Origin of the sequence: Caldimonas brevitalea, assembly GCF_001017435.1 — a bacterium.
GTDB classification, from domain to species: domain Bacteria; phylum Pseudomonadota; class Gammaproteobacteria; order Burkholderiales; family Burkholderiaceae_C; genus Caldimonas; species Caldimonas brevitalea.
The window spans coordinates 724,959-748,853 of sequence record NZ_CP011371.1 but is presented as its reverse complement, the minus strand read 5'-3'; the positions used below and the strand labels follow the sequence as shown (position 1 = coordinate 748,853).

18 protein-coding genes are annotated in these 23,895 nt (G+C 68.5%); 9 read left to right on the top strand and 9 right to left on the bottom strand.

All coding sequences use genetic code 11. The features are described 5' to 3' along the window. The first annotated feature begins 30 nt into the window (after positions 1-30). Together AAW51_RS03265 and AAW51_RS03260 are read left to right on the top strand one after the other, a co-directional pair. Positions 31-1,833: a carbamoyltransferase family protein gene (locus tag AAW51_RS03265; protein WP_238947746.1), complete on the top strand. Its 1,803-nt coding sequence runs from the start codon at positions 31-33 to the stop codon at positions 1,831-1,833. A gap of 13 nt (positions 1,834-1,846) precedes the next feature. After that, complete coding sequence (locus tag AAW51_RS03260; protein ID WP_047193465.1) at positions 1,847-3,238, top strand: N,N-dimethylformamidase beta subunit family domain-containing protein; 1,392 nt, start codon at positions 1,847-1,849, stop codon at positions 3,236-3,238. A gap of 48 nt (positions 3,239-3,286) precedes the next feature. On the opposite strand, the gene AAW51_RS03255 is transcribed toward AAW51_RS03260, so the two are convergent. Then, on the bottom strand, positions 3,287-4,594 hold the full coding sequence (locus tag AAW51_RS03255) for an OmpP1/FadL family transporter (RefSeq protein ID WP_047193464.1): 1,308 nt from the start codon (positions 4,592-4,594) through the stop codon (positions 3,287-3,289). 386 nt (positions 4,595-4,980) lie between these two features. On the opposite strand from AAW51_RS03255, the gene AAW51_RS03250 reads away from it, so the two are divergent. Beyond that, a complete protein-coding gene (locus AAW51_RS03250) occupies positions 4,981-5,814 on the top strand; it encodes a metallophosphoesterase (protein ID WP_047193463.1) in 834 nt (277 codons plus the stop codon). Between the two features lie 4 nt (positions 5,815-5,818). Here the strand turns inward: AAW51_RS03250 and AAW51_RS27795 are convergent, their stop codons facing one another. Together AAW51_RS27795 and AAW51_RS03240 are read right to left on the bottom strand one after the other, a co-directional pair. Beyond that, positions 5,819-8,206 carry a diguanylate cyclase domain-containing protein gene (locus tag AAW51_RS27795; protein WP_053013292.1) on the bottom strand — a complete coding sequence of 796 codons (2,388 nt, stop codon included), beginning with the start codon at positions 8,204-8,206 and terminating at the stop codon, positions 5,819-5,821. A gap of 150 nt (positions 8,207-8,356) precedes the next feature. Beyond that, positions 8,357-9,040, bottom strand: coding sequence for a TetR/AcrR family transcriptional regulator (locus tag AAW51_RS03240; RefSeq protein WP_238947745.1), 684 nt, complete (start codon positions 9,038-9,040; stop codon positions 8,357-8,359). A gap of 32 nt (positions 9,041-9,072) precedes the next feature. On the opposite strand from AAW51_RS03240, the gene AAW51_RS03235 reads away from it, so the two are divergent. Next, positions 9,073-10,191, top strand: coding sequence for a DUF2855 family protein (locus tag AAW51_RS03235; protein WP_238947744.1), 1,119 nt, complete (start codon positions 9,073-9,075; stop codon positions 10,189-10,191). Positions 10,192-10,230: 39 nt separating this feature from the next. On the opposite strand, the gene AAW51_RS03230 is transcribed toward AAW51_RS03235, so the two are convergent. From AAW51_RS03230 to AAW51_RS03220, 3 genes are all read right to left on the bottom strand, one after another. Then, on the bottom strand, positions 10,231-11,391 hold the full coding sequence (locus AAW51_RS03230) for an SDR family oxidoreductase (protein ID WP_047193461.1): 1,161 nt from the start codon (positions 11,389-11,391) through the stop codon (positions 10,231-10,233). A 160-nt stretch (positions 11,392-11,551) separates the two neighbouring features. After that, on the bottom strand, positions 11,552-13,753 hold the full coding sequence (locus AAW51_RS03225) for an RICIN domain-containing protein (RefSeq protein WP_053013291.1): 2,202 nt from the start codon (positions 13,751-13,753) through the stop codon (positions 11,552-11,554). A 247-nt stretch (positions 13,754-14,000) separates the two neighbouring features. Continuing rightward, positions 14,001-15,326 carry a porin gene (locus AAW51_RS03220; protein WP_053013290.1) on the bottom strand — a complete coding sequence of 442 codons (1,326 nt, stop codon included), beginning with the start codon at positions 15,324-15,326 and terminating at the stop codon, positions 14,001-14,003. 380 nt (positions 15,327-15,706) lie between these two features. Here AAW51_RS03220 and AAW51_RS03215 point away from each other — a divergent pair, with 380 nt between their 5' ends. The 5 genes from AAW51_RS03215 (at position 15,707) to AAW51_RS03195 (ending at position 21,059) form a co-directional block, all read left to right on the top strand. Further along, on the top strand, positions 15,707-16,603 hold the full coding sequence (locus AAW51_RS03215) for an alpha/beta fold hydrolase (protein ID WP_047193460.1): 897 nt from the start codon (positions 15,707-15,709) through the stop codon (positions 16,601-16,603). Positions 16,604-17,079: 476 nt separating this feature from the next. Then, positions 17,080-17,544: a hypothetical protein gene (locus tag AAW51_RS03210; protein WP_047193459.1), complete on the top strand. Its 465-nt coding sequence runs from the start codon at positions 17,080-17,082 to the stop codon at positions 17,542-17,544. A 213-nt stretch (positions 17,545-17,757) separates the two neighbouring features. Further along, positions 17,758-17,988: a DUF1289 domain-containing protein gene (locus tag AAW51_RS03205; RefSeq protein ID WP_047193458.1), complete on the top strand. Its 231-nt coding sequence runs from the start codon at positions 17,758-17,760 to the stop codon at positions 17,986-17,988. A gap of 203 nt (positions 17,989-18,191) precedes the next feature. Next, positions 18,192-18,791: an NAD(P)H:quinone oxidoreductase gene (gene wrbA / locus AAW51_RS03200; RefSeq protein ID WP_047193457.1), complete on the top strand. Its 600-nt coding sequence runs from the start codon at positions 18,192-18,194 to the stop codon at positions 18,789-18,791. A gap of 159 nt (positions 18,792-18,950) precedes the next feature. Next, on the top strand, positions 18,951-21,059 hold the full coding sequence (locus AAW51_RS03195) for a phosphocholine-specific phospholipase C (RefSeq protein WP_047193456.1): 2,109 nt from the start codon (positions 18,951-18,953) through the stop codon (positions 21,057-21,059). A 39-nt stretch (positions 21,060-21,098) separates the two neighbouring features. Here the strand turns inward: AAW51_RS03195 and AAW51_RS03190 are convergent, their stop codons facing one another. The 3 genes from AAW51_RS03190 to AAW51_RS03180 all read right to left on the bottom strand — a co-directional run bounded on the left by AAW51_RS03190 (position 21,099) and on the right by AAW51_RS03180 (position 23,885). Further along, positions 21,099-21,635: a response regulator transcription factor gene (locus tag AAW51_RS03190; protein ID WP_238947743.1), complete on the bottom strand. Its 537-nt coding sequence runs from the start codon at positions 21,633-21,635 to the stop codon at positions 21,099-21,101. After that, positions 21,625-23,010: an ATP-binding protein gene (locus tag AAW51_RS03185; RefSeq protein WP_083438033.1), complete on the bottom strand. Its 1,386-nt coding sequence runs from the start codon at positions 23,008-23,010 to the stop codon at positions 21,625-21,627. Before AAW51_RS03185 ends, AAW51_RS03190 begins: the two co-directional genes overlap by 11 nt. A gap of 107 nt (positions 23,011-23,117) precedes the next feature. Beyond that, positions 23,118-23,885, bottom strand: a complete 768-nt coding sequence (locus AAW51_RS03180) for an SURF1 family protein (RefSeq protein ID WP_047193454.1) — start codon at positions 23,883-23,885, stop codon at positions 23,118-23,120. Positions 23,886-23,895: the final 10 nt, after the last annotated feature.

The window sequence follows — 23,895 nt, the reverse complement described above, 5'->3', positions numbered from 1 at the left end:
CGCATCCTCCGCACGCAGATTGCTACTGCCGTGAAGCGCTTCGACACGCCGACGGTGGGCGACACGAGACCGCTCGCCGTCACCTTGGCCGACGCGCCGTGGCGGGGCCTCGGCCTTTCCATGCAGATGAATCAGCATGAGGAAAGCGAGGAAGCGATGGACGAGCCGATCATCCTGGGCATCAACCGGACCCAGGACGCCAGCATCTGCCTGATGCAAGGTTCACGCGTCATCAGCGCGATCCAGAAGGAGCGGCTGACGCGCCACAAGCACCACTGGGGCAAGCTGGACGATTTGCGCAAGGTCTACCGGCAAGCCCTGGCAGGGCTGGACCGGCCGATCGACGCGGTGGTCGAGTGCTATTCGTCGGACGCCGAGATCGACCACCTGGGCGCCTACGAGCAGGAGCTGGCCGAGGTGCTGAGGCTGTCGCCCGATTGCAAGCGGGCCCGCATCTCCCACCACGTCTCGCATCTGTACAGCGTGTTCCATCCCTCGCCCTTCGACGCGGCGGCGGTGATGATCGTCGATGGCCAGGGCAGCCCGGTCAGCGACTTCACCGAAGCCTGGGCGGGCGCCGCCGCCGTGCCGCCCCACTGGCGCGAGGTCTCGTCGTTCTACAGCGTCGACCGCCAGTGCATCGAATGTCTCGACAAGCAGTTGTGGATGCGGGACGAGCAGCGCCTGGTCGGGCTGGGCATGTTCTATTTCCTGCTGACGCAATCGATGTTCCGCGGCGAAGGCAGTGAAGGCAAGGTGATGGGCCTGGCTCCGCACGGCGACCCGGACGCACTGGGCCTGCCGCCGCTGGAGGTGGACGGTGCACAGGTGACCATCCCGTCGGCCTGGGTCGAGATCCTGCGGCAGCGCGACCGCTTCCGCTACAGCAGCGGCGACACCGCGCGCTTCAAGGACATCGCCAACCTCGCCGCCGCCGGCCAGCGGGCGTTCGAAGAGGCCTTGCTGCAGGTCGCGCGCTGGCTGCACGCCCGCACCGGCGCCGACAACCTGTGTTTCGCCGGTGGCACCGGCCTGAACTGCTCGGCCAACGACCGGCTGCTGCGCGAGACGCCCTTCCGGCGCATCTTCATCCCGCCGGCGCCGAGCGATGCCGGCACCGCGATCGGCTGCGCGGTCTACGGCATGACCGAGTTGCTCGGCCTGCCCTGCGAATGGCGCTGGCGCGACGACTACCTCGGCCCGCCGCCCCGGGCCGCCGACATCGAGGCGGCGCTGCAGGCGAGCGACGACCTCATCGTCGAGCAGCCCGACGATTTGGTCGGCCGTGTCGTGGACCTGCTGGCCCAGACCCGGGTCGTGGCGCTCTACCAGGGGCGCAGCGAATTCGGCCCGCGCGCCCTGGGCCACCGCAGCATCCTGGGCGACCCGCGCCAGGGTTATGTGCGCGATTGGATCAACTCGAAGGTCAAGGAACGCGAGTGGTTCCGCCCGCTCGCGCCCATCGTGCTGCTCGAACACGCCGACCGCTATTTCGACATCCGCCGGCCCTCGCCCTTCATGCAGTTCGCCGCCCCCGTGCGGCCCGAAGCGGCCAACATCATCCCGGCCGTGACGCACGTCGACTGCACCGCCCGGCTGCAAACGGTGGCGGAACACGACGACCCGTTGCTGCGTGCGCTGCTGCTCGCCTTCGAGGCGCGCACCGGTGTGCCCGTGCTGCTGAACACCTCGTTCAACCGCAAGGAAGAGCCCATCGTCGAGACCCCGGCCGAAGCGCTGGAAACCTTCCGCCGCACACCGATGCATGCGTTGGCCATGCCGCCCTTCCTGGTGCGCAAGCGCAGCGAGCCCGAGCTGCCCCGCCAGCCGTGACGGTGAGCAGCGCATGATCCGCGGGTATCCGGGACAGCCCAGCCTGGCGCCGGGGGAGCCGCTGGTGCTGCACGTCGCGACCGACGCGCCGCGCTTTCGCGTGTGTGTCTACCGCTGGGGCGACGGTTTCGTCCCGGTATGGCAGTCCGACTGGCAGCCCGGGGCCTCGGCCTCGCCCGAGGGGCCCGCCAGCGACTGGCACTGGCCGGCCTACCGGTTCGACCTTCCGCACGACTGGCCGTCGGCCGTTTACGTCGCGCACCTGCAGGAGCCCGAGGCCGTCGCATTCCAGGGCTTGTGCGAGCCGGCATCGGCCCTGTTTGTCGTGCGCGGCCGCGGCCGCGCCGGGCTGCTGTACAAGATCCCGCTGGCCACTTACCACGCCTACAACTGCACCGGCGGCGGCTGCTTTTATGTCGACCCAGTCAGGTCGGTCGAGCCACCGGGCAGCAAGGTGTCGCTGCGACGGCCCGGCGGCGGCATTGGCGGCGACACCTGGGGTGCCCTCGACCACTACGACCTCGGCTCGCCACGCCAGACCTTCGCGCACTGGGACGCGCTCTTCATCCAATGGTTGCTGCGCCGCGGCTACCAGCCCGAGTTCTGCTGCGACCTCGACCTGCACCACGACGCGCGCCTGTGCGACCGCTACCGGCTGATGGTGAGCGTCGGGCACGACGAATACTGGAGCGAGCCGACGCGCGACCATGTCGAAGCCTATGTGGCACGCGGCGGGAACGTCGCGTTCTTCGGCGCCAACCTCTGCTGGTGGCGGGTGCACCTGGTCGACGACGGCGGCGCGCTGGTGTGCCATCAGGGCGGCCCGCGCGGCGCGCTCGATCATTGGTGGTCGAACACCGGCGCGGGCCGCCCCGAAGACAGCCTCACCGGCGTCAGCTACCGCCATGGCGGCGGCTGGTGGGATGGCCCGCGTCACGGCGACGGCTACCGCGTGCAGCAACCCGATCATTGGGTGTTCGAGGGGACACAATTGCGCCGCGGCGAGCGCTTCGGGCACGACACCGCGCCACCGCTGGTCGGCTATGAATGCGACGGCGCGCCGCTGTCGCACATCGACCCGGAGACCGGCGTCGCGGTGTTGGCCGAGGACGCCCACCGGACCGGCACGCCGCCCGGCTTCCAGTTGCTGGCCGCTGCGCCGCTCGGGCCCGAGTGGCAGGAATTGCCGCCCCGGGAAGGCCTTGCGGCACGCGAGGGCGTACATGCGGCCACGATGGGCGTGTTCTCGCCCGGCGGCACGGTGTTCACCGTGGGCACCACCGACTGGGCACAGGTGCTGGCAAGCGGGCAGGATGCGCGGGTGGAGCGCATCACGCGCAACGTACTCGACCAGTTGCTGGCCGACACCGAGGCGCCGGCCCGCCGGTTGGCCGCACGGCCGTGACGTGAGCAGCCGGGGGCAGCCTTCACTGCCCCCGGCTTTCAACTCAGCTCAGAAGCGCTGGTTGTACTGCAGGCCCAACACGTAGGAATGAACGTCGTAGTTGCCGCGCACGACCGCCTTGCTCGCCACGTCCTGCTGCGCGATCGAGCTGTCCTTCAGCTTCACGTAGGCCAGCGCGACGTCCAGCGTGCGGTTGGCGTCGAAGGCATAAGACGCGCCACCGGCGATCCAGGTGCGATCGTTGTCGGGGATGTTGGCAATGCGGTTCTGGTCGTCTTCGGGCGACTCGTCGTAGGCCAGACCGGCACGCAGCGTGAGGGCTTCGTTGTACTTGTAGGTGGCGCCGATGCTGTAGCGGGTGGCGTCCTTCCAGTCGGTCGGCACGACCGAGTCGTTGTTGCCGCGCAGCTTGATGCGCAGTTCCTGGAGGCGCGAGTGGCGGGTGTGGGTGATGTCGCCCATGATGGCCCAGCGCGCGTCGATCTGGTGGAAGGCATGCACGGTCAGCGACTCGGGCATGGTCAGGTCCAGTCGCGCGTCGGTGTCGGCGAAGCGCGCCGCCACCGCCGGGTTGCTGGCCAGCGCCTGCGGCAGCGTGAAGTCGGCGTCGCCGGTCACCTTGTGCTTGATCTTCGATCGGTAGGCCGCGCCGATGCGGGTGTCGGGCGTCGGCTCGAACATCACGCCCAGGTTGAAGCCGAAGCCCCAGTCGTCGCCGGTGACGGTGACGTTGCCATCGAAGGCAGGGTTGGCGGCTGCAGGCCCGCCGATCTGGCTGCCGAAGTCGATCGCCTTGCTGATGCGGCCCTTGACGTACTGCAGGCTGATGCCGCCACCGACCGACCATTGCTCGTTCGCCTTCCAGGCGATCGAGGGGTTGAGGTTGACGCTTTTCAGCTCGCTTTCAGTCGAGTGGTAGCGGCCGGTCCAGTTGTCGTCGTATTCGGTCGCCGAGCCGTAGGGCACGAACAGGCCGATGCCGGCGACCAGGCCCGGCTGCAGCTCGTGACTGGCATAGGCGTGCGGCACGATCACCGAGCTGCTGAACTCGGCCTTGGTCTCACCCTGGATGGGCCGGCCGGTGCCGGTGGTCGAGCCGCTGTCGGTGAAGCTGCCGTCGGGGAACACCAGGTTCAGCGCGCCCGACACCTGCGTGCCCTTCAACCGCGTCAGGCCGGCGGGGTTGGTGAAAATGGTCGAAGCGTCGAACACGGCTGCGGCGCCGGCGTTGGCGACCCCCATGTTGCTCGCGCTCTGCGTGCCGAACACCAGGCCGGAGGCGCCGGCGCCGCCGACCGCGCTGGCCAGTGCCAGTGCCACCGCAGTGCGCACCCAGGGGGAGGACGTCTTGGTCATGAGAGATCTCCTGAATCGTTATGTGGTGAATGAGTTGAGGCTGCTATGAGCCATCGCTCGCCGCGCAGGAAGGTGTACATGCAGCGACGCGATCCGCCGGCACGGATTCTGCCCTGTGCTGCGCTACTTGCCTGTCGCAAGAATGTCACGCCCCCCGTGAGGGGGACGGATGATTCCGAGCCTTGACAGGGGAGGCTTGCTGAGCATGTCTTGCGCCTCCCGCGACTCCAAACGGCGTCAATGATTCCGATGTTCAAAATGAAGGGGTGAAGAGGTGATGCACACATGAAATGGGGCGTGGCTGACTTCGCCGCTGCCCGATGCACCATTGCGAGGCGGCCCTCCCGCCGCCCAGGTCGCCGCCAGGCTCTAGACTGACGGTCGTCATGCGTCTACAAGTTCTTTCAGATCTGCACCTGGAAACCCACCCGGACTTCTGGCCCCAGGTGGCGCCGGACGCCGACGTGCTGGTGCTCGCCGGCGACGTCGGCTCCTACCAGGAAGGCTCGCGGCTCGCCGAGGACGACTTCGGCCTGCGGCGTTTTTCGCCACGCCTGGGGGCGGCGTGGCCCCTGGTGCTGTACGTCCCCGGCAACCATGAATACGACGGGCTGGAATTCGACGTGGCCCACCAGCGGCTGCGAGAGGCCTGTGAGCGATTGGGCATCGTCTGGCTGGAACGGCAGGTGCACACGCTGGGCCGGGTGCGTTTCGTCGGCACCACGTTGTGGAGCGACTTCGATGCGCTGGCCGAGGGCAGCCTGGACCCGGCGCGCGCGCGACGGCAACGCGAGAAAGCCTTCCGGGCGGCCAATTTCTACCTGCGCCGCAACACCACGCTGCGGCAAGGCCAACCGATGTTGGCGGAGTCGATGCGGGACCTGGGGCTGGCCTGCCAGACCTGGTTGCAGCAGGCGCTGGCCGAGCCCTTCGACGGCACCACCGTGGCGGTCACGCACTTTGCCCCCAGCCTGCGCAGTGCCGATCCGCGCTATGGGCTGGTGCCCGGCACCGCGGGTTTTTGCAATGCGCTCGACCCGCTGCTGGCCCATGCCGACCTGTGGATCCACGGGCATCTGCACTGCGCGATCGACTATGAAGTGCTCACCGATGCGGCGCGCAACCGCCGCTGCCGGGTGGTGGCCAACCCCCGTGGCTATGCGAGCAAAGGCGAGCAGGCGGCGTTTCGGGAGCGTTTTTGCATCGAGGTGCCGGCCTAGTCCCTCAAACGTCCTTGGCCAGGCCGTAGTGGGCCCGGCCGGCGCGCTTGACCTCGTACAAGGCGGCGTCCGCCTTGGCCAGCAAGGCCGAAGAGGTCATCGTCTCGCCCTGGTACAGCGCGATGCCGATGCTGGTGGAGACGACCAGCTCGCCGTCGCCGGCATCGATCGGTACCTGCATCGCGTTGGCGACCTTTTCGGCCACCAGCTCGGCCTCGGCCGTCTTGCGCAGGTTCTCGAGCACGATCACGAACTCGTCGCCGGCCAGGCGCGCCACCGTGTCGGTTTCGCGCACGCAGGTCTTCAACCTGGCACCGAACTGCTTGAGCACGTCGTCGCCGACCGCGTGGCCGAGGCGGTCGTTGATCTGCTTGAAGTGGTCGACGTCGAGGAACAACAGTGCCATCGGCGCCCGCAGCCGGCGCGCGCGGGCCATCGATTCCTCCAGCTTCTCTTCGAGGTAGCGGCGGTTGGGCAGCCCGGTCAGCGTGTCGAAGCGGGCCAGATGGCGCAGGTGCTGCTCGATCTCCTTGCTGCCGCTGACGTCGACGCTCAGGCCGTAGAAGCCGGCCACGCGGCCGTCAGGCAGCACGTCGGGAATGTAGATGCTGCGCAAATGCCAGATGCGCTCGCGCGTCTCGCGGCTGGTCTCGAACTCGACCCGCTCGCCACGCAAAGCCTGCTCGTAATAGGGGCGACGTTCCTCGTACAGCCGCCCACCGATGGCCTCCACCGCGTGCTTGCCGATGATCGCCTTGGGGTCGACCCCGACCCACTCACGAAAAGTTTCGTTGGCGAACTGGAAGCGGTGCTCGTGGTCGATGTAGGACACCAGCACCGGCAGGTTGTCGGCAATCAGCCGCAGGCGCTGCTCGCTGGCCTGCAGTTGTTCTTGGGCACGGCGTCGTGCGCTGATGTCGTGCAGGAAGGCATTGGCCGCCCAGCCCTGCTCGGTGGCGACGCTGGCGATCGACATCTCGACCGGGATGATGCGGCCGTCGCGGCACAAGGCCGGCACTTCGATACGCTGGTTGATCACCGACCCTTCGCCGCTGCCGCGGAACACCTGCAGGCCAGCCTCGTGCGCCGCGCGGTGCGTCGGCGGGATGATGAGCGAGGCCACCGACTGGCCGAGGGCTTCGGCGCGCGACCAGCCGAAGGTCAGTTCGGCCTGCCGATTCCACTCGACGACATGGCCGGACGGGTCGATCGAGATGAACGCGTCCGGCGCGTGCGTGAGGATGGCGCGGGTGCGCTCCTCGCTCTGGCGCAAGGCCTGCTGGTACTCGTCGCGCATCGCCAGGAAGGCGTTGTAGGCCTGCATCACCGAGGCGATCTCCGGGCTGCCCCTGACCGCCACCGGCGCCATCTCCTCCGGCTGCGACGCATTGCGCTCCATGCCGCGACGCAGCGCGGTCAGCGGCTGCAGCAGCCGCCCGGTGACGCCGAAGAACACCGCGACGCCGACCAGGGTCAAGGCCGCTGCCAACAGCTTCATCTCTTGTTCGGTGCGCTCGAGCGAGGCATAGGCTTCCGCCGCGGGATACACGGCGACCAGCACCCACGGCACCGATTGCAGCGACTTGTAGCTGAAGATGCTCGCCAAGCCGGCACTGTTGGGGCCCTCGACGGTGCCCTCGAAACCTTCGAGCGCTTTCCACATGGTCGGGTTGGCGGAGCGCGGCGACACCGGCGACAGCATGCGTTCGGCGCGGGGGTGCACCACCACCACCGGCTTCTGGCCCTTGGCGGCAATCGCGAAATAGCCGCCCTCGCCGATCTTCTGCGTCCGCAGCTCGCCCAAAAAGTTCTTGCCCATCAAGTTGATCGAGCCGGTCAGCGCGCCGATGATCCGCCCCTCGGCGGAGCGGATCGGCGCGGTGATCACGATCACCGGGTCGCCGCTGGCCTTGCTGCGCACGGGGCTCGACACCACCGCCTGCCCGGTGCGCAGCATGTCGCGGAAGTAGTCGCGGTCGGCGACATTGAGGCCGATGCGCCCCGGCAGCCGCGGGTGGTCGTAGACGACACGCCCGGTGGCGTCGATGACGAACAGCGAGTCGAACATGCCGCGCAGCACCGGCTTGGCATAGAAGATCTCGGTCAGACGCTCGAGCGAGGGCAGTTGGGTGGCGCCCGACAACACGAGGGCGTTCTGAACCACGGCGTTGCGGACGTCGTGCAGCCGTTCGTCGAGGTCGTTGGCCCTGGCGTCGACCAGCGCGGTGTGCGCGAGGGCGACACTGCGCCGCACGTCGTTTTCCATCGCCCGCAGCAGCAGCCCGGTCAGCAGCGCCATGCAGACGAGGATGGCCAACCCGCCGCACAGCGCGAGTTTCGCCTTGAGGGTGAGCCGCGGAAACGTCATGCGGTCGATAGGGTCTTGGAGCAAGAGCCCTTGGGTGTGGGCGGATCAGACCATTTTGCAACGCCTTTGCGGCGGCGCAATCCGTGGAAAAGCCCGCAGTTGCGAGGCCAATCCGGCCGCCGTGGCGGGCCGCGAAGGCGCGGCAGCCACAGTGCGACGCGCAGCGGGGCGCGGTCAGCCCGCTTCGATCGCCGCCCGGCACACCGCCTCGACCTCGGCCGCCCAGCGCTCGGCGTCGAGATCGGTGGGTGCCACCAGCAAACGGTAGCGACGGCCCCCCCAGGCGCACAGGAACAAGGTGCGGGCGCGCTCGGGGGACATCGGCCTGGGCAGGTCGGCGCAGCCCGTCAGCGCCTCGACCCATTTCGCCGACAACTCCTCGTAGGCGCGGCGGTGGTGCTTCGGTTCGGCGATCTGGTGCTCCAGCGCCAGCATCTCCGCGTCGAAATACGGCTGCCCGGGGTCGACGCCGCAACTCAGGCGCACCAGACGGTGCAGCCGCTCGGCCCAGGTCAACGTGTCGGCCTGCACCACCTGCTGGTGCAGCGCCTCCACCAGCGCCTCGATGCAATGCCTCACATAACCCGACAGCAAGGCCTGCTTGTTGGGGAAATAGTCGTACAGCGTGCCGACCGAAACGCCGCTCTCGAGCGCCACCTCACGGGTCGTCACCGCGTCCCAGCCGCGGCTGCGCCAAATCCGAACAAAGGCGTCGTAGAGGGCCTGCACCGTGAACCGGGAACGCGCCTGCACCGGCCGTTTGAGCGGCTTGTGGCCGACCCCGCCGGGCCGCCCCGCCGCACCGCCGTATCCGAACCCATGCGAAGGACGCCGCCGATACATTGCTTTCGTTCCCATCAACACTGCCGAACCCGGCGCACGGAGGCCCCTTGGACCAGACCCCGACCGCTCCCCTGAGCAACACCCGGCTGCTCACCCGCAAGGACACATTGCATCACAGCCGCATCGACACGCAGCCGCAAACGCTGCCGTTGGCCGACGGCGAAGCGATGCTGCGCATCGACCGGGTCGCACTGACCACCAACAACATCACCTATGCCGCATTTGGCGAAGCGATGCAGTACTGGGGCTTCTTTCCCACCGGCGCCGAGGGCTGGGGCCACATGCCGGTCTGGGGCTTTGCGGAGGTGATCGCGTCGCGCGTGCCGGGCGTGGAGCCGGGCGAGCGCTTCTATGGATATTTTCCGATCGCCCGGCTGTTGCGCATGCGTCCGGTGCGTGTCACGCCGCGCGGCTTCTACGACGGCGCCGAGCACCGTTTGTCGCTGACCTCGGCCTACAACCAGTACACCCGCTGCCAGAACGACCCCGCCTGGCGCCCTACCGACGAGAACTACCAGATGCTGTTGCGTCCGTTGTTCATCACGTCGTTCATGCTGGCAGATTTTCTGGAAGATCAGAACTTCTTCGGCGCACAGCAGGTGGTGGTCTCGAGCGCGTCGAGCAAGACAGCCTACGGCACCGCCTTCTGCCTGGCCGACCAGCGCAAGGTCCAGCTGGCCGCGCTGACGTCGACGCGCAACCTTGATTTCGTGCAGCAACTGGGCTGCTACCAGTCGGTGCACCGGTATGAAGCCCTGAACGAGTTGGACCCCGACCGCCCGACCTTGTATGTCGATTTCTCCGGCGACGACACGCTGCGCTCGGCGGTGCACCACCATTTCGGCAGCTCGCTGGTCTACGACTGTTATGCGGGCTCGGCCCACAACACGCAGTTCCTAGGCGAGACCACCCTGCCCGGGCCCAAACCGCAGTTCTACTTTGCGCCGGTGCAGATCCGCAAGCGCAATGCCGACTGGGGCCCTGCGGTCGTCAACCAGCGGTTCAACGAGGCACAACTGCGCTTCATCGAGCGCGTCGGTCACACCGAGCAGCCGTGGATGCAGGTGGTCGAACACCAGGGCTTCGAGGCGGCCAGTCGCTTGATCGAGGCGCTGCACGCGGGCCGGGTGGACCCGCGCGAGGGGCATGTGGTGGTGCTGGATTGACTCACGCGGGCGGGGAATCCGCCCGCGGTGCGACCAGCGTCAGGCCGCGGCGCGCTCCGGTGGGGCCTTCATCGCCTGCACCATCGCGCCGATCAGCGCCGGCCAGTCCACAACGTCGACGTCGATCGGGAACAGCTCGCGGTCGCGTTCGGTCATCCAGCGCAACGGCCGGCGCGCCTGTGTGTCGAGATAGACGTAGCGGCTTTCCATGGCCAGCCGGTAGGTGTCGACGATCAGACGATTCAGCTTCGCCGCTTTGGGATGGCCCTGGGCCGCCATCTGCGCCAGCGCCGCCTGCAGGTCGTCCGGGCTGGCCCGGTAGTCCAGGGGCTCACCGCACAGCTCGGCCAGTGCGCCCAGCTTGGGCAGGTTGCGATGGGCCGCCGCACAGTGGATCACGGCAAAACCGCCCTGGGCCTGTTCGACGGCGTTGGCGATCAGCATGTTGACGCAAATGTCGACCGGCACCGCGTCGTTGACCGCCGACTTCATGCTCTCGGGGAACACGCGCACGCCCCCCAGCACGATCGAGCGCAGAAACGCCGGCAAGGCGTTGTCGAAGCGGCTATGACCGCGGTGCGGAAACTCCCATGCGCCACACGCCGAGGTGACCCGTGCGAGCACGATGGGCAGGTCCGGATGGCGCTGGTGCAACAGCCGCTCGGCCAGGTTCTTCGAATAGGAGTAGGCGTTGGGCCACTCGGCCACCCGGGCCTCGGAACGGCCCGACAGGATCTCGTCGAGCTCGGCTTCGGCGCGGCCATCCTGGAAGACGGTTTCGGCAAACTCGTGCGTGTCGCGCAAATGCAGCGTGGCCCAGTAGCTCGACGTGATGACGCACGATTCGAGCCGCTGGCACCCTGCCGCCAGCTCGGCGCAGCGCAGCACCGGCAAGGTGTTGTGCAGCACCTGCTCGCCGATGCCGGCGTCCCAGCGGGTGTAGGCGGCCAGGTGGAAGATCACCTGGACTTCGTCTTGTATCCGGTCCAGCGTGGCGTCGTCGAGCCCGAATTGCGGCTGCCCGATGTCACCGCGGACCCACTCGACGGCCGGATGCCTCAGCCCCGGCGTGTTGCGGTAGAGGCAGTAGACCCGGCCGATGCCGGGCAGCTTGGTCAAGAGAGTCTGCAGCAGGACCGAGCCGATGAAACCGGTCGCACCGGTGATCAGCACCGTCTTGCCCTGGAAGTACGTTTGCATGTGAACCCCTAGTTTGTAAGTGTGGACACACACCATAGGGGCAACACCGCTCAAATGAACGGAAGCATACAAAGCGGCGCGCGGCGCCGTGAAGTGCGCCGCGTACTCTCCACCGCGGATGCTGCACAAGTGCAACATCCGTGAGCAGCTGTGGTGTCGATCAGGGGCGGGCCAGCGACCACCAGTTGAGATTCCACCCCGGCATCGCGGCATGGATCGTCAGGTCTTGGGCTCCCGCCGGCAGTTGCACCGTCGTGGCCACGGTGGTCCAGGTCTGCCATCCACCGGTGCCCGGCACTTGCACCGTGGCGACATCTCGCGTGCCTGACCGCAGCACCAAACGGCCCCCGCCATAAGCCGAGGCCACCCGGAACGCGACCGTATAAGCCCCGGCCGACGGCACGTTCACGCTGTAGCGCAAGCTGTCGCCGGCGTCCAACCAGCCGACGTTGAGACCGCCGCCAGCATCGCTGGTCACTTCGGTCTGCACGCCGCTCATCGACGTGAAGCGTTCGGCTTCGAGCTTGCCAGGGACCGTCAAGCGGCTGGTCAGCGCGGCTTTCACGGCCTCGTTGCGGATCAGCGGCTGGGTGCCGAAGCTGCGGAACAAGGCCTCGATCTGGGCCGCCGACGCAGTGTCGATGTCGAGGTCGGGCACCGCCCCGCCGTTCGACGAATTGGTCACCAGGCCCCACGGCCAGCCGGTGCTGCCGTCACCGCCCTGACCCGAGCGGCTGACCGTCTTGTAAGACCAGGCGGTGGCCGCCCAGCCGCGCTGGTTGTAGACGTCATAGGTAAGGCCGGTCAACGGCCCGGCCACGGCGCCGACCGCCGTCCAGGGCTGGAACTCGCCGATCAGGAAGGGCGTGTCGAGCGCGGTGAGGCGCCGGTCCCACTCGCAGACGCCGCCGGTGCCGCTGGCACCGCAGAACAGCCAGTCGTTGTGGGTGGCATAGGTGGGCTGGCCCCAGCCGAAGAAGCCGGGGTAGAAATGCATCTCGAAGGCGACGTTGCGCATGCCGCGGCTGGCCGGTGTGCCATAGGCATCGATGCCGGCGGAGTGGCCCGGCAGGATCACCACGTGGTTCGCGTCGATCTCGCGCACGGCCCGGTAGAGGTCGGTGACGACGTTGGCGAGGTTCTCGGGCGTGGTGCCCCAGGGCTCGTTCAACAGGCCGTATCCGGCCACCGCCCCGCGGTCGCGGTAGCGCTGCGCAATCTGCTGCCACAGCCAGCGGGTTCGGTTGCGGTACTCCGCATTGCCCCAGTACTGGTTACGGCCGGCGCAGCCCGAGTGATGCTCCCAGCCCTGGCTGCCCACCGCGCCGTGCAGGTCGAGGATGGTGTACATGCCGCGCTTTTCGGCTTCGTCGACCGCGCGGTCCAGGTATTTCCACGCGTCGGGCCGCAGGGTGTAGGGGCGCCTTTCATCCTCGATCAGGTTGAACCAGAACGGCACCCGCACCACGTTGAAGCCATGCTCCTTGATCAGGTCCCAGTCGCGCCCGGTCATCCAGTGGTCGCGAAACACCTGCATCAGGCGTTCTTTTTCCTCGAAGCCGAAGCGGGCGGTGAGCTTGTTTTCGAGCGTGCACTGATCGGGGACGTCCCCATCGAAGTGCATCATCCAGAACTCCAGCTGCAGCCAGTTGCCGATGTTGACGCCGCGCAGCTGCACGCGCCGCCCCTGGGCGTCGGCCCAGAAGCGCCCGTCCTGCCGGAGGGCCGGCAGCCCGGTGCCGGGGATGCTCTGCACCGGGGTCAGCGACCAGCGCTGGTTGGCGGTGGGGGCGCAGGCCCATTGCTGGATCGCGCCGCCCACCGCGGTGCTCCAGTCGCGCACGTCGACACACTTGCCGCTGTGGCGTGCCACCAGTTGATAACCGTCGCCCTGAGGCGTGAGCGTGAAGCGCTGGTTGTCGGTGGCGGCGGTGGTCCATTGCTGCAGCAAGGCGCCGTTGGCGGTCGACACGTCCGTGACGTCCAGCGACTTGCCGCTGTGGACGTTGACGAGTCGCCAGGTGCCTCCTGCGTCGGCCACCAGATCGAAACGCTGGGCCGCCGAGCCGGAGCAGGTGGCCTGCTGGATCTTGGCGCCGTCGGCCGTGCTGGCGCCGGCGACCTGAAGGCACAGCCCGGAGTGGGCGGACTTCAGCTCGTAGCGACCCGGCCCTGCAAGGGCGAGCGCCTCTGCGCGCTCACCGGGTTCACCGGCTGCCGGCTCGCCTACGGTGGCAGCCGGCGCCGTCGCAGCGTCGCCGCTGCCTCCGCCGCAGCCGCCGAGGGCGGCGAGGCCGGCCGACATCGACAACATCAGCAGCAGTGCGCGCGGCGTCGGCGCGGCCTTCTTGCAAGAACTCATGGTCATCTCCTGGCACCACCCAGAGGGTGCGCTCGTTGTTGTACTGGCGTGTGTCGCCCCGGCGCCGATGCATGCGGCCGCCGCGGCTGGCCCGGCCTTTCCTGTGGCCGGCACGCGCTTCCAAACGGAAGCGTTTCCATTGTCCCGGGCCCGCACCGGCGGGCGGAGTACCTGTTTGCAACTTGCGCGAAGCAGATGTTTCCCGGGCAGGTGCACAGGTGCCGCACGGGAGGGCGCAACGTGCCGCTCAGAACAAATGCCGCAGGCCGATCGCGATGATCGAAGTGCGCGCACCCACATGCGGCCCGGCGCCGGCGAAGCTGGGAAACTCGTATGTGCCGAGCGGCACCAGCAAGGTGGTGGGGCCGCCGGCCAGTGTCACCGGCGACGCGCTGGCCTGAGTGGGGCGGCCGCGCCGGTCTTGCAGACTGCCGGCGCGCGCATACAAGGCGGTGCGTTTGGACAGCAGGTAGTCGACGCCGAGCACCACACCGCGGTCGCGCCCGCCGGTGAAGTTGGTGAAGCGCGAGTCCATCAGCTGTAGCGTCAACTCCGTGGGGCCGACCGCCTGCTTGAGGCCCAGCGCCCAGGTCCGGATCTTGGGGTCCACGCTGCCGGCCTCGTGGAAGTGGCCGCGGTGCAGCGTCAGCGCGAGCGTCGGGCCACCCGCCGGCAGCACGTAGCGCGCTGCCAGCATCACCCCGCCGAAGCTGTGCAGGTGGAACAGCGGTACGAACTCGCCCGTGGCCGACGCCAGCCCCAAAGGCACACCGAAGCGGTTGCGGTGATAGGCGAGCAGCACGGTCAGCGGGTCGGTGACGTAGCCGGCGGTCGCGCCACGGGTGCGACCGCGCCCGTCGGGCGACTCCGCACCGGCACTGCCGCCGCCGAGCACCTGGCCGGTGTCATCGGTCGCCCCGGGGGTGGTCGGACCCGGTAGTGAGCGCGCGGCGCTGATGCGGCTGCCCACGCCCGCATTGGGAGAGGCTGTGAGCACCGCCAGCCATGGCCCGCGCCGCAACACATAGCGCACCTGGTTGTCCTGGTACATCTGCAGGTTGTTGGTCAACAGCCCGGCGGCCATCACGCTGCTGGCGCCGAGCGGGCCGATGTTCACCAGATACAGCGCCGCCAGCATCGGGGACGACTGGCGGCCCAGCCGCACCTCTCCATAGGGTGTGTCGAGCCCGACCCAGGCGCTGCGATTGAAAAATCGGCCGTCGTTGCCGGCGCCGCCCAGGTCGCCCTGCACACTCGACTCGATCTGGAAGCGCGCGGCGTAGCCGCCGCCGAGCGGCTCGCGGCCGGTGAGCCCGAGTACCGAGGACGTCGCCAGCGACGACACGACACGGGTGCGGTACTGCTCGGGCGAGGCCACGGCGTTGGGCAGCGGGATCGACCCCGCCTGGCCGAACACGGTCCCCTGGACGTCACCTTCCTCCTTGTGGGTGCGGTCCACGGCCAGATCCAGTTCGCCGTAGACGGTGAGCGACGGCTGGGCATAGGCCGGACACCCGACTGTCAACGCCAGCAGCAGGCGGGCGGGCCACGGTCCAAGGCAGTTGTGCTTCATGCAGCGTCCTCCACGCAAAGACTGGGAGACAACAACGCGGGCGGCACGGCCCGCCATCCAGCTGGGCCACGTGCGCCTCGCGACTGAGGCCAGCATCAAAGGGCGAGCTGCCGCGTCGCGGGTGTCTCAATCGTGAGCAGGCGCAAGCACAGTGATCGCAGCGGCGCGACAACGGCGTTGGCATGTCACGGCGATCGTTCCGGGGCCTCGTGGTGCACACGATGGTGGTTCCCTCAACACAGCACATGCTGCTCAACTTGCCAGGGGTGTGCATGGCAACGGTCGTCCGCCTCCGACGCTGCGGCATCATGCGCGAACAGCATCAGCGGCCAGGCGCCGCGCCCCATGAAAAGACCCACAGGATCGATGAGGAGCGAGCAATGAACGACGGATGGTTCGACGGTTTCGAGGCGCGCCACCACGAGGTCGGCGGGCTGCACATCTACGCTCGCACCGGGGGGCACCGGCAGGGGCCTCCGGTGCTGCTGCTACACGGTTTTCCGCAAACGCATGTGATGTGGCACCGGGTGGCACGACACCTCGCCGAGCGCTTCTGGCTGGTGATGCCCGACCTGCGCGGCTACGGCGACACCGATACGCCCGTCAGCGACCGGGACCACCTCGCCTACAGCAAGCGGACCATGGCGGCCGACATGCTCGGGCTGATGCGCTCGCTGGGACACGACCGGTTCTCGGTGGTCGGACACGACCGCGGCGGACGGGTGGCGCATCGGCTGGCACTCGACCATCCTGAGGCGGTTGCCAAGCTGTGCGTGATCGACATCGCGCCCACGCTCGACATGTACGAGTCCACCGACATGCGCTTTGCCAGCGCCTACTACCACTGGTTCCACCTGATTCAGCCGACGCCACTGCCCGAGCGCATGCTGGGCGGCGACCCGCGCTTCTACCTGCACTGGACGCTGGGCGGCTGGGGAGCGACGGGGCTGGCGCACCTCGAGTCGCAAGCGCTGGGAGAGTACGAAAGGTGCTTCTGCCGGGCCGAGTCGCTCCACGCCATCTGTGAAGACTACCGGGCCAGTGCCGGCGTCGACCTGGAACACGATCGGGCGTCACGTGCGGCAGGCCAACGTGTCACTTGTCCACTGCAACTGATCACAGGCGAGCGGGGCGTGGTCGAGCGCCTGTTCGATCCGGTGGCCCTGTGGCAGGCGCAATGCAATGGCGAGGTGCAGGCGGTGCGTTTGCCAGCCGGGCACTTCGTGCCGGAGGAAGCCCCCGGCGCGACCGCGGACGCACTGCTGCGGTTTCTCTAAGCGCCAGCCGCGTGCGCGACGTGCACCAGGGTCGGCCGCAGCGACGCCCCTCACCCCCAGCTTGGGGCGCCCCTACACCTGGCAGTTCCTGCCCCCTGCCTGCGGGAGGGTTGCTACAGCAGGCCTGCTGACGATGGGGTGACCCGCGGTGGGGCTTTCACACAACTGTTTAAGACAGCGCTAAATATGTTTGCGTACTGAGGTGCCACGAGCGAAGGACAGGCTCGGCCTGCCCCGGTCGGCGTCGGGAACCGTTGCTTCCGGCCGCCCGCACGCGCGGCTCGCAGCCGGTGCCTTCGAACCGGCCGTCGACGCCGCCGCCGTGTGCCCCGTTCTTGCTTGTCGTTCGTCGACGCGCCTCAGAGCGAAAACTCGTTCCCGCGACCGGCCCCGAGCAGAGGTACAGGAGGCCCATCTGGCTTGGGGCGCGCATAGTGTCTACACGACGTCGCAACAGCCCGGAAAGGAGCTAGGTCATGTTTGACAGAATTGACGCCCTCATCAAAAAGCATGGTTTTGCATTCGAGTCTTGGGAGGATCCCAGCGGCAAAGCGGTGTGGGCCGCGCTGCTCCCCTCGGAAGAGGCGCTCGACGACGTGCGCGTGGCGGCCTGCGCCGAACGGCCGCAACTGCGACCTGCCGCCGACTTCCTCGCATCGGCGGACTGGATGCCGTTGACCACCGCCTCCACCTTCGACAAGGCCGTGGCCAAGCTCGAGATGCTGCTCGCCTGTTTGCCGCAGGAGATGCGAGCACGCGACACCACCTGGTCCTCCGCCGTGACGAGCGCATTGGAGCACCTGCGGCAGCTGCGGCAGGCGGCGGCACGGCGCAAGACCTGCGACGTGAGCTTCGACGCGATGCCCGCAAGCTTTGAAGAGTTGGTCGCCGAAGTGCGCTTGGGCCTGCGTGCCGCCAACGACTGCTCGCAGCAGCATTGACGGCGGCGGCCCAGGCCCTGCCGCTCGGCACCCTGGACCACGCCGCGCCCTGGAGCGGCCGCGGCGCCGGCCGTGACCGGGTGGCCAGCGTCGTGCGCGGTGTATAGCTGTGGTGCATCGCCACGATCCTGCGAATCAATTTCCCTGACGTGCCGCCGCGCGGCATAGTGACGTCTCTGCTATCCCCCAGCACCGACGCCGCCTGCCTCTGTCATGCCGATCTTGATCACTGCCAGTCCCTGCATCGGAACGTGCAAGAGCAACAAGCGGGGGATCTGCAAAGGGTGTGGCCGCACCGACCGCGAGATCGAGCGATGGAAATCGCTGTCGGCCGAGAACCGCCACGACATCAACATGCGGTTGTTGGCCACGCAGGGCAAGCAGGTGCGCCAAAAGCTGCTGAAGCCCATCGCCAGGACGGCGGAGCAAGACGGCCTGGCCTGAGCCGGCGCGTGTCGCCCGCCACGTCGAGCCGGGCATCCAGGTTCGGCAGCGGCCTCGACCCCGTGCGCGCACTTCTTCAGCCACCGCTTGCGGCGCCCGCCGCGGTCACGCGGCGATACACGGCGCCGACGTCGGTCGTTCAACACTGCAGGACCCTAGTGCTCGCACCGAGCCTCCATCCCACTGCGCAACGGAGTCGAAGAATGGCCAAAGTCCTGGTTCTCTATTACTCGTCCTACGGTCACGTGGAGCAGCTGGCGCACGCCCTCGCCGAAGGCGCGCGCAGCACCGGCGCCACCGCGGACGTCAAACGCGTGCCCGAAACCGTGCCCGAGGAGATCGCCCGCAACGCCCACTTCAGGCTCGACCAGAAGGCGCCGATCGCCACGGTCGCCGAGCTGGAGGCCTACGACGCGATCGTCGTCGGCTCGCCCACCCGGTATGGCCGCATCGCTTCGCAGATGGCGGCCTTCCTCGACCAGACCGGTGGGCTGTGGGTGCGCGGCGCGCTGAACGGCAAGGTCGGGGCCGCCTTCACGTCCACCGCCAGTCAGCACGGCGGCCAGGAAACCACGCTGTTTTCGATCATCACCAATCTGCTGCACTTCGGCATGATCGTCGTCGGCTTGCCGTACAGCCACCAAGGTCAGATGAGCATGACCGAGATCGTCGGCGGCGCGCCTTACGGTGCCACCACGATTGCCGCGGGCGACGGCTCGCGGCAACCCAGCGAGATCGAGCTGGCAGGTGCTCGACATCAAGGTGAGCTGGTGGCCAAGACCGCGGCCAAGCTGTTCGGGTGACACCGCCTTGAAGGCCGGCGGCCTGGCCGCCAACCGCCGTGCGCGCAACGCGCACGCGATGACACCGAGCGCACAGCATCGACGCAGCGGCATCTGCGGATGACATGAGTACGTCATCTCCTGCCGTTAGCGTCACCCTCCACATCGTGGAGGAACAGCATGACCGCTCTCGAACGCCGCGCCCTGTTGAAGCTGATCGGAACCGCCTCCCTGACCGGTGCGGTGCCGCCCAGCATTGCGCGCGCCCTCGCCGTGCCGGCCCACCGCCGCACCGGCACCCTCAAGGATGTCGAGCACATCATCATCCTGACGCAGGAGAACCGGTCGTTCGACCACTATTTCGGTACCTTGCGCGGCGTGCGCGGCTATGCCGACCCACGCGCCGTCAAGTTGCGATCGGGCAAGCCGGTCTGGTACCAGCCGCACGGCAGCGGCGAGCTGCTGCCCTTTCGCCCACCGGTCGAGGACGTCGGCCGGACCTTTCTGCAGGACCCGCCGCACGGCTGGAACGACACGCACGCCGCATGGAACGGCGGCCAGCACGACGGCTGGGTGCCGCACAAGGGCACGGTCGCGATGACCTACCACACCCGCCAGGACCTCCCCTACCACTTCGCGCTGGCCGATGCCTTCACGGTCTGCGATGCCTACCATTGCTCGCTGATGGGCCCCACCGACCCCAACCGCTACCACCTGTGGTCGGGCTGGGTCGGCAACGACGGCTCCGGGGGCGGGCCGGTGATCGACAACGCCGAGCTGGGCTACCACTGGTCGACCTACCCTGAGCGCCTGCAGCGCGCCGGCATCACGTGGAAGGTGTACCAGGACATCGGCGTCGGCTTGAACGCTGCCGGTTCCTGGGGCTGGACGCGCGACCCCTACATCGGCAACTACGGCGACAACTCGCTGCTCTACTTCCATCAATACCAGAACGCCCAGCCCGGCACGCCGCTGGCGGACCGCGCCAAGACCGGCACCCGGGTGGAGACGCTGGGCCGCGACCCGGCTCGGCTGCTCGACGACTTCCGAGAGGACGTGCGCCATGGCCGGCTGCCGCAAGTCTCGTGGATCGCCGCACCTGAGGCGTATACCGAACATCCGAACTTTCCGGCCGACTACGGCGCGTGGTACCTCTCGCAAGTCATCGACATCCTGGCATCCCACCCGGAAGTCTTCAGCAAGACGGTGCTGTTCATCCACTACGACGAGGAGGGCGGCTTCTTCGACCACGTCGTGCCGCCGACGCCGCCGTTGTCGTCCGCACACGGCGCGTCCACCGTCGACACCACCCACGAGATCTACCCCGGCGACCCGGTGCACGCAAAGGCCCCCTATGGCCTCGGCATGCGCGTGCCGATGCTGGTCGTCTCCCCCTGGAGCAAAGGTGGATGGGTCAACTCGGAGGTGTTCGACCACACCTCGCTGATCCGCTTCCTGGAGGCGCGCTTCGCCGACCAGCACCCCGGCCTGGTCGAAACCAACATCACGCCCTGGCGGCGCGCGGTGGTGGGCGACCTGACGTCGGCCTTCGACTTCAGCGCGCGCGAAACCCACCCGGTGCGGCTGCCCGACACGCAAAACCTGCGACCCTCCGACCTGGAACGGCACGACGACTACGCCTTGACGGCGCCGCGCCAACAGCGACTGCCCGAGCAGGAGCGCGGCGTGCGACCTGCGCGGGCGCTGCCCTATGTGCCGCATGTGCATGGTTGGCTCCACCCGCTCCAGGGCACCTTCCATCTGGAGTTCGGCAACACCGGGCGGGCGGCCATCGTGTACCAGGTGCGCTCGGGCAAAGGGGCGCACCCACCCCGCACGTACACGGTCGAGCCGCAGCGTTTGCTGTCGGGCAGCTGGGACGTCGCGTCCGCCGGGGCCAGCGAATACGACCTGGCGGTGTACGGCCCCAACGGCTTTCTGCGTGCCTTCCGTGGCGGGGTGGGCGGGCAGCACAACGCCCGCCTCGGCGTGCGTTGCCTCTATGACGCAGGGCGCTGCGCGTTGGCGCTGATGGTCACCAACCTCTCGTCACGTGCACTGACGGTGCAGATGGCGGATCAGTACACGGGCCAGCGTGTCGAGGAGCGGCTGCGGCCCGGCGAGCCGACCGTCAAGCGCTGGGGGCTGCAGCGTCAGCACGGCTGGTACGACCTGGTGCTGACGGTCGAAGGGGATGCGCAATTCCGCCAGCAGCTGGCCGGCCATCTCGAAACCGGCACCCACAGCATCACCGATCCGGCGATGGGGCGGGTTCGGCTGCACGACTGAGAGACGCGCCTTTGGTGCCAGGCGGGTTGCGCCCCGGCCTTATTTGATGCGCTGCTTCTCGAGCTTGCGCGCCAGGGTGCGGCGGTGCATGCCCAAACGCCGCGCGGTCTCCGAGATGTTGAAGCCGGTGGCCGCGAGCGTCTCGTGGATGCGCTCCCATTCGAGCGTCTTGATCGACGTGGTGCGTTCCGTCAGTTCCACCTCGGCATCACCTTCGGCACGCGCAAAGGCCGCCTCGATATCGTCGGTGTTGGCGGGCTTGGCCAGGTAATGCCGCGCCCCCAGCTTGATGGCCTCGACGGCGGTGGCGATGCTGGCATAGCCGGTCAGCACCACGATGAGCATGTCCGGGTCGTGCGCATGCAGCAGCTGCACACACGCGAGGCCCGAGCCCCCGCCCGCCAGCTTGAGGTCCACCACTGCATAGCCTGGCTGGTGGGTGGGCAACAGCGCCTTGACATCCTCGACGCTGGCCGCTCGCAGCACCTGGTAGCCGCGGCGTTCGAAGGACCGCACCAACGTGCGGGCAAAGGCGTCGTCGTCTTCGACGATGAGCAACTGGCGTTCAAGCTCCATCCGGCTTCCTTCCGTCACCTGGCCACCCCGCCGCGACCTGCCCATGGCTGTGGGTCGACACCAGCGCGGCCAGTGGCAGGCGGATCACCACCTCGGCGCCGCCCTCGGGCAGGTTGCGTGCCGCGATCTGCCCGCCCAGGGAGCGGGCCACGTTGACCGACAGGAACAGTCCCAGACCGCCGCCGGGCCGGCCCTTGCTCGACTGGTAGGGCTTGCCGAAGCGTGCCAGCATCGCCTCGGCGAACCCGGGGCCCTGGTCCTGCACCCGCAGCACCAGCGTGCCGTCTTCGGCCTGCACCTGCAAGCTCAGCGGCGCGTCGGGGCTCGCTTCCAGCGCATTGTCGAGCACATTGCCGATCATCTGCTTGAGCGCCGAGTCCGAGATGATCGGCAGGTCGGGCACACCTTCGCGTTCGTAGCGGAGCTCTTCGACCGGGCGGGTGCTGCGCCACTGCGCCACCAGTTCGTCGAGGAAGGCATGCAGCGTGGTCTGGGCCGGTGCATCGCCGCGCGCTTCGCCGGCCGACAGCAGGATACCGCTGACGATGGTCTTGCAGCGCTGCAGCTGCACCTGCATCTCCTCGATCTCTTCGCGCAGCTCCGGCTCGGCAGCGAAGGGCGCCATGCGCGACCAGTCGCCGAGGATCACCGACAGCGTCGCGAGCGGCGTGCCCAGTTCATGCGCGGCCCCCGAGGCCAGCAGCCCCATGCGCACGATGTGCTCCTCTTCGGCCGCGCGCTGGCGCAGATCGGCCAGGCGGGCGTCGCGCTGGCGCAGGTTGCGGCCGATGCGGCCGATGAAGATGACCAGCAGCGTGGCATTCAGCATGAAGCAGATCCACAGCCCGCCGACATAGTGCGAAGACAAGGCGGGCGAGCCCATGCCAGGCAGCACCAGGGGCCGGTACCACTGCGTCAACGCGACGAAACACACACTCGTCAGCCCCACCATGGCCCAGGTGTAGCGCGACTTGAGCAGCACCGAGCCCACCGCGACCTGCAGCAGGTACAGATAGATGAACGGGTTGGTCACGCCGCCGGCGTAGAAGAGCTGACCGGTCAGCACCGCGACGTCGACCAGCAAACCGGCGAACAGCTCGCCGTTGCTCACGGCCCAGGCGGCCCGGCCGCGCAGCCAGCAGACCAGGTTGAACAGCACCAGGGCGCCGAGCAGGGTCAGCATCTCGACCAGCGGCAGGCCGACGTCCAGGGCCCACTCCACCGTCAGGATGGTGGCCAGCTGGCCGGCCACCGCCAGCCAGCGCAACTGGATCAGCTGCAGCAGATTTTTGTGCCCTGCCAGGCGCTCCGGCGCCTGGCCGACTTCCGTCAGCGGGGGGGCGGGCTCGGGCGCTAAGGGTGGGTCGGGGTACACGGGCGGGTCTCCAGCGGGGGCCGTCGCAGGCGGCGAACGGCCAGCACACATCTTGCGCCGCCGCGCCAGGGCGGCGACCGTCTGCCCTGGCTGCGCGTGCCCCCGGGTCACCCGGCGACCCGGCGCTGACGGCGCTCCTCGCGCACCAGATAGGCCATGGCGCCCGCCAGCATAGCGGCCAGCGTGAACCAGGTCAGGGCGTAGACGAGGTGGCTGTTGCTGAACCGCACCACGGTCAGGCCCGGCCGTGGCCAGGCAGTCGAGGCGCCGGCGTCGGCCGCAGCGTCGATGAAATAGGGCGCCACGGGCCCGGCGTGGGGCGGCTGGCCCAGCGCCCGTGCGAGCGCGATCGCCTGCACGTCGCGCGAGTACCAGCGCCCGGCCGCCGGGTCGTTGCGCTGCAGTAAGCGCCCCTCGGGCTCGGTGAGGCGCAGCAGACCGACGACCTCCTGCGGTCCGGCCGGCGCCGGGCGCTGCGTCGGCAGGCGTCGTTCAGGCGGCACGAAACCGCGGTTGACCAGCACCCAATAGCCTTGCTCGCTGTACAGCGGGGTCAGCACCCAATAGCCGCTGCCCAGCTCGGTGGTGGCCTGCACCAAAGTTTCGAGCTGGTGGGCGTAGTGGCCGCGCACGCGAACGCGGCGGTATTCGTCGGCCCCGCGGGTCAGGCCTGGCCATGCGGCGGGCGCGGGTGCTGCCACCGGCTCGGCCTGCAGGCGCTGCTCGACGCGCGCGATCAGGTCCTGCTTCCATGACAGCCGCTGCAACTGCCACACGCCCAGCGCGAGCAAACCCGCGAACACCAGCGCGCCGGCGACCAGCAGCGCGACGAAGGAGCCACGCCGGCGGGGTGGGCGGGAAGGCGAGTCGCTCACGGCAAGGCCC

Coding starts and splice junctions, on each gene's coding strand:
- AAW51_RS03225 (WP_053013291.1), bottom strand. CDS start 13,753: ATGAGTTCTTGCAAGAAGGCCGCGCCGACGCCGCGCGCACTGCTGCTG.
- AAW51_RS03250 (WP_047193463.1), top strand. CDS start 4,981: ATGCGTCTACAAGTTCTTTCAGATCTGCACCTGGAAACCCACCCGGAC.
- AAW51_RS03255 (WP_047193464.1), bottom strand. CDS start 4,594: ATGACCAAGACGTCCTCCCCCTGGGTGCGCACTGCGGTGGCACTGGCA.
- AAW51_RS03215 (WP_047193460.1), top strand. CDS start 15,707: ATGAACGACGGATGGTTCGACGGTTTCGAGGCGCGCCACCACGAGGTC.
- AAW51_RS03210 (WP_047193459.1), top strand. CDS start 17,080: ATGTTTGACAGAATTGACGCCCTCATCAAAAAGCATGGTTTTGCATTC.
- wrbA (WP_047193457.1), top strand. CDS start 18,192: ATGGCCAAAGTCCTGGTTCTCTATTACTCGTCCTACGGTCACGTGGAG.
- AAW51_RS03220 (WP_053013290.1), bottom strand. CDS start 15,326: ATGAAGCACAACTGCCTTGGACCGTGGCCCGCCCGCCTGCTGCTGGCG.
- AAW51_RS03230 (WP_047193461.1), bottom strand. CDS start 11,391: ATGCAAACGTACTTCCAGGGCAAGACGGTGCTGATCACCGGTGCGACC.
- AAW51_RS03195 (WP_047193456.1), top strand. CDS start 18,951: ATGACCGCTCTCGAACGCCGCGCCCTGTTGAAGCTGATCGGAACCGCC.
- AAW51_RS03240 (WP_238947745.1), bottom strand. CDS start 9,040: ATGGGAACGAAAGCAATGTATCGGCGGCGTCCTTCGCATGGGTTCGGA.
- AAW51_RS03190 (WP_238947743.1), bottom strand. CDS start 21,635: ATGGAGCTTGAACGCCAGTTGCTCATCGTCGAAGACGACGACGCCTTT.
- AAW51_RS03205 (WP_047193458.1), top strand. CDS start 17,758: ATGCCGATCTTGATCACTGCCAGTCCCTGCATCGGAACGTGCAAGAGC.
- AAW51_RS03260 (WP_047193465.1), top strand. CDS start 1,847: ATGATCCGCGGGTATCCGGGACAGCCCAGCCTGGCGCCGGGGGAGCCG.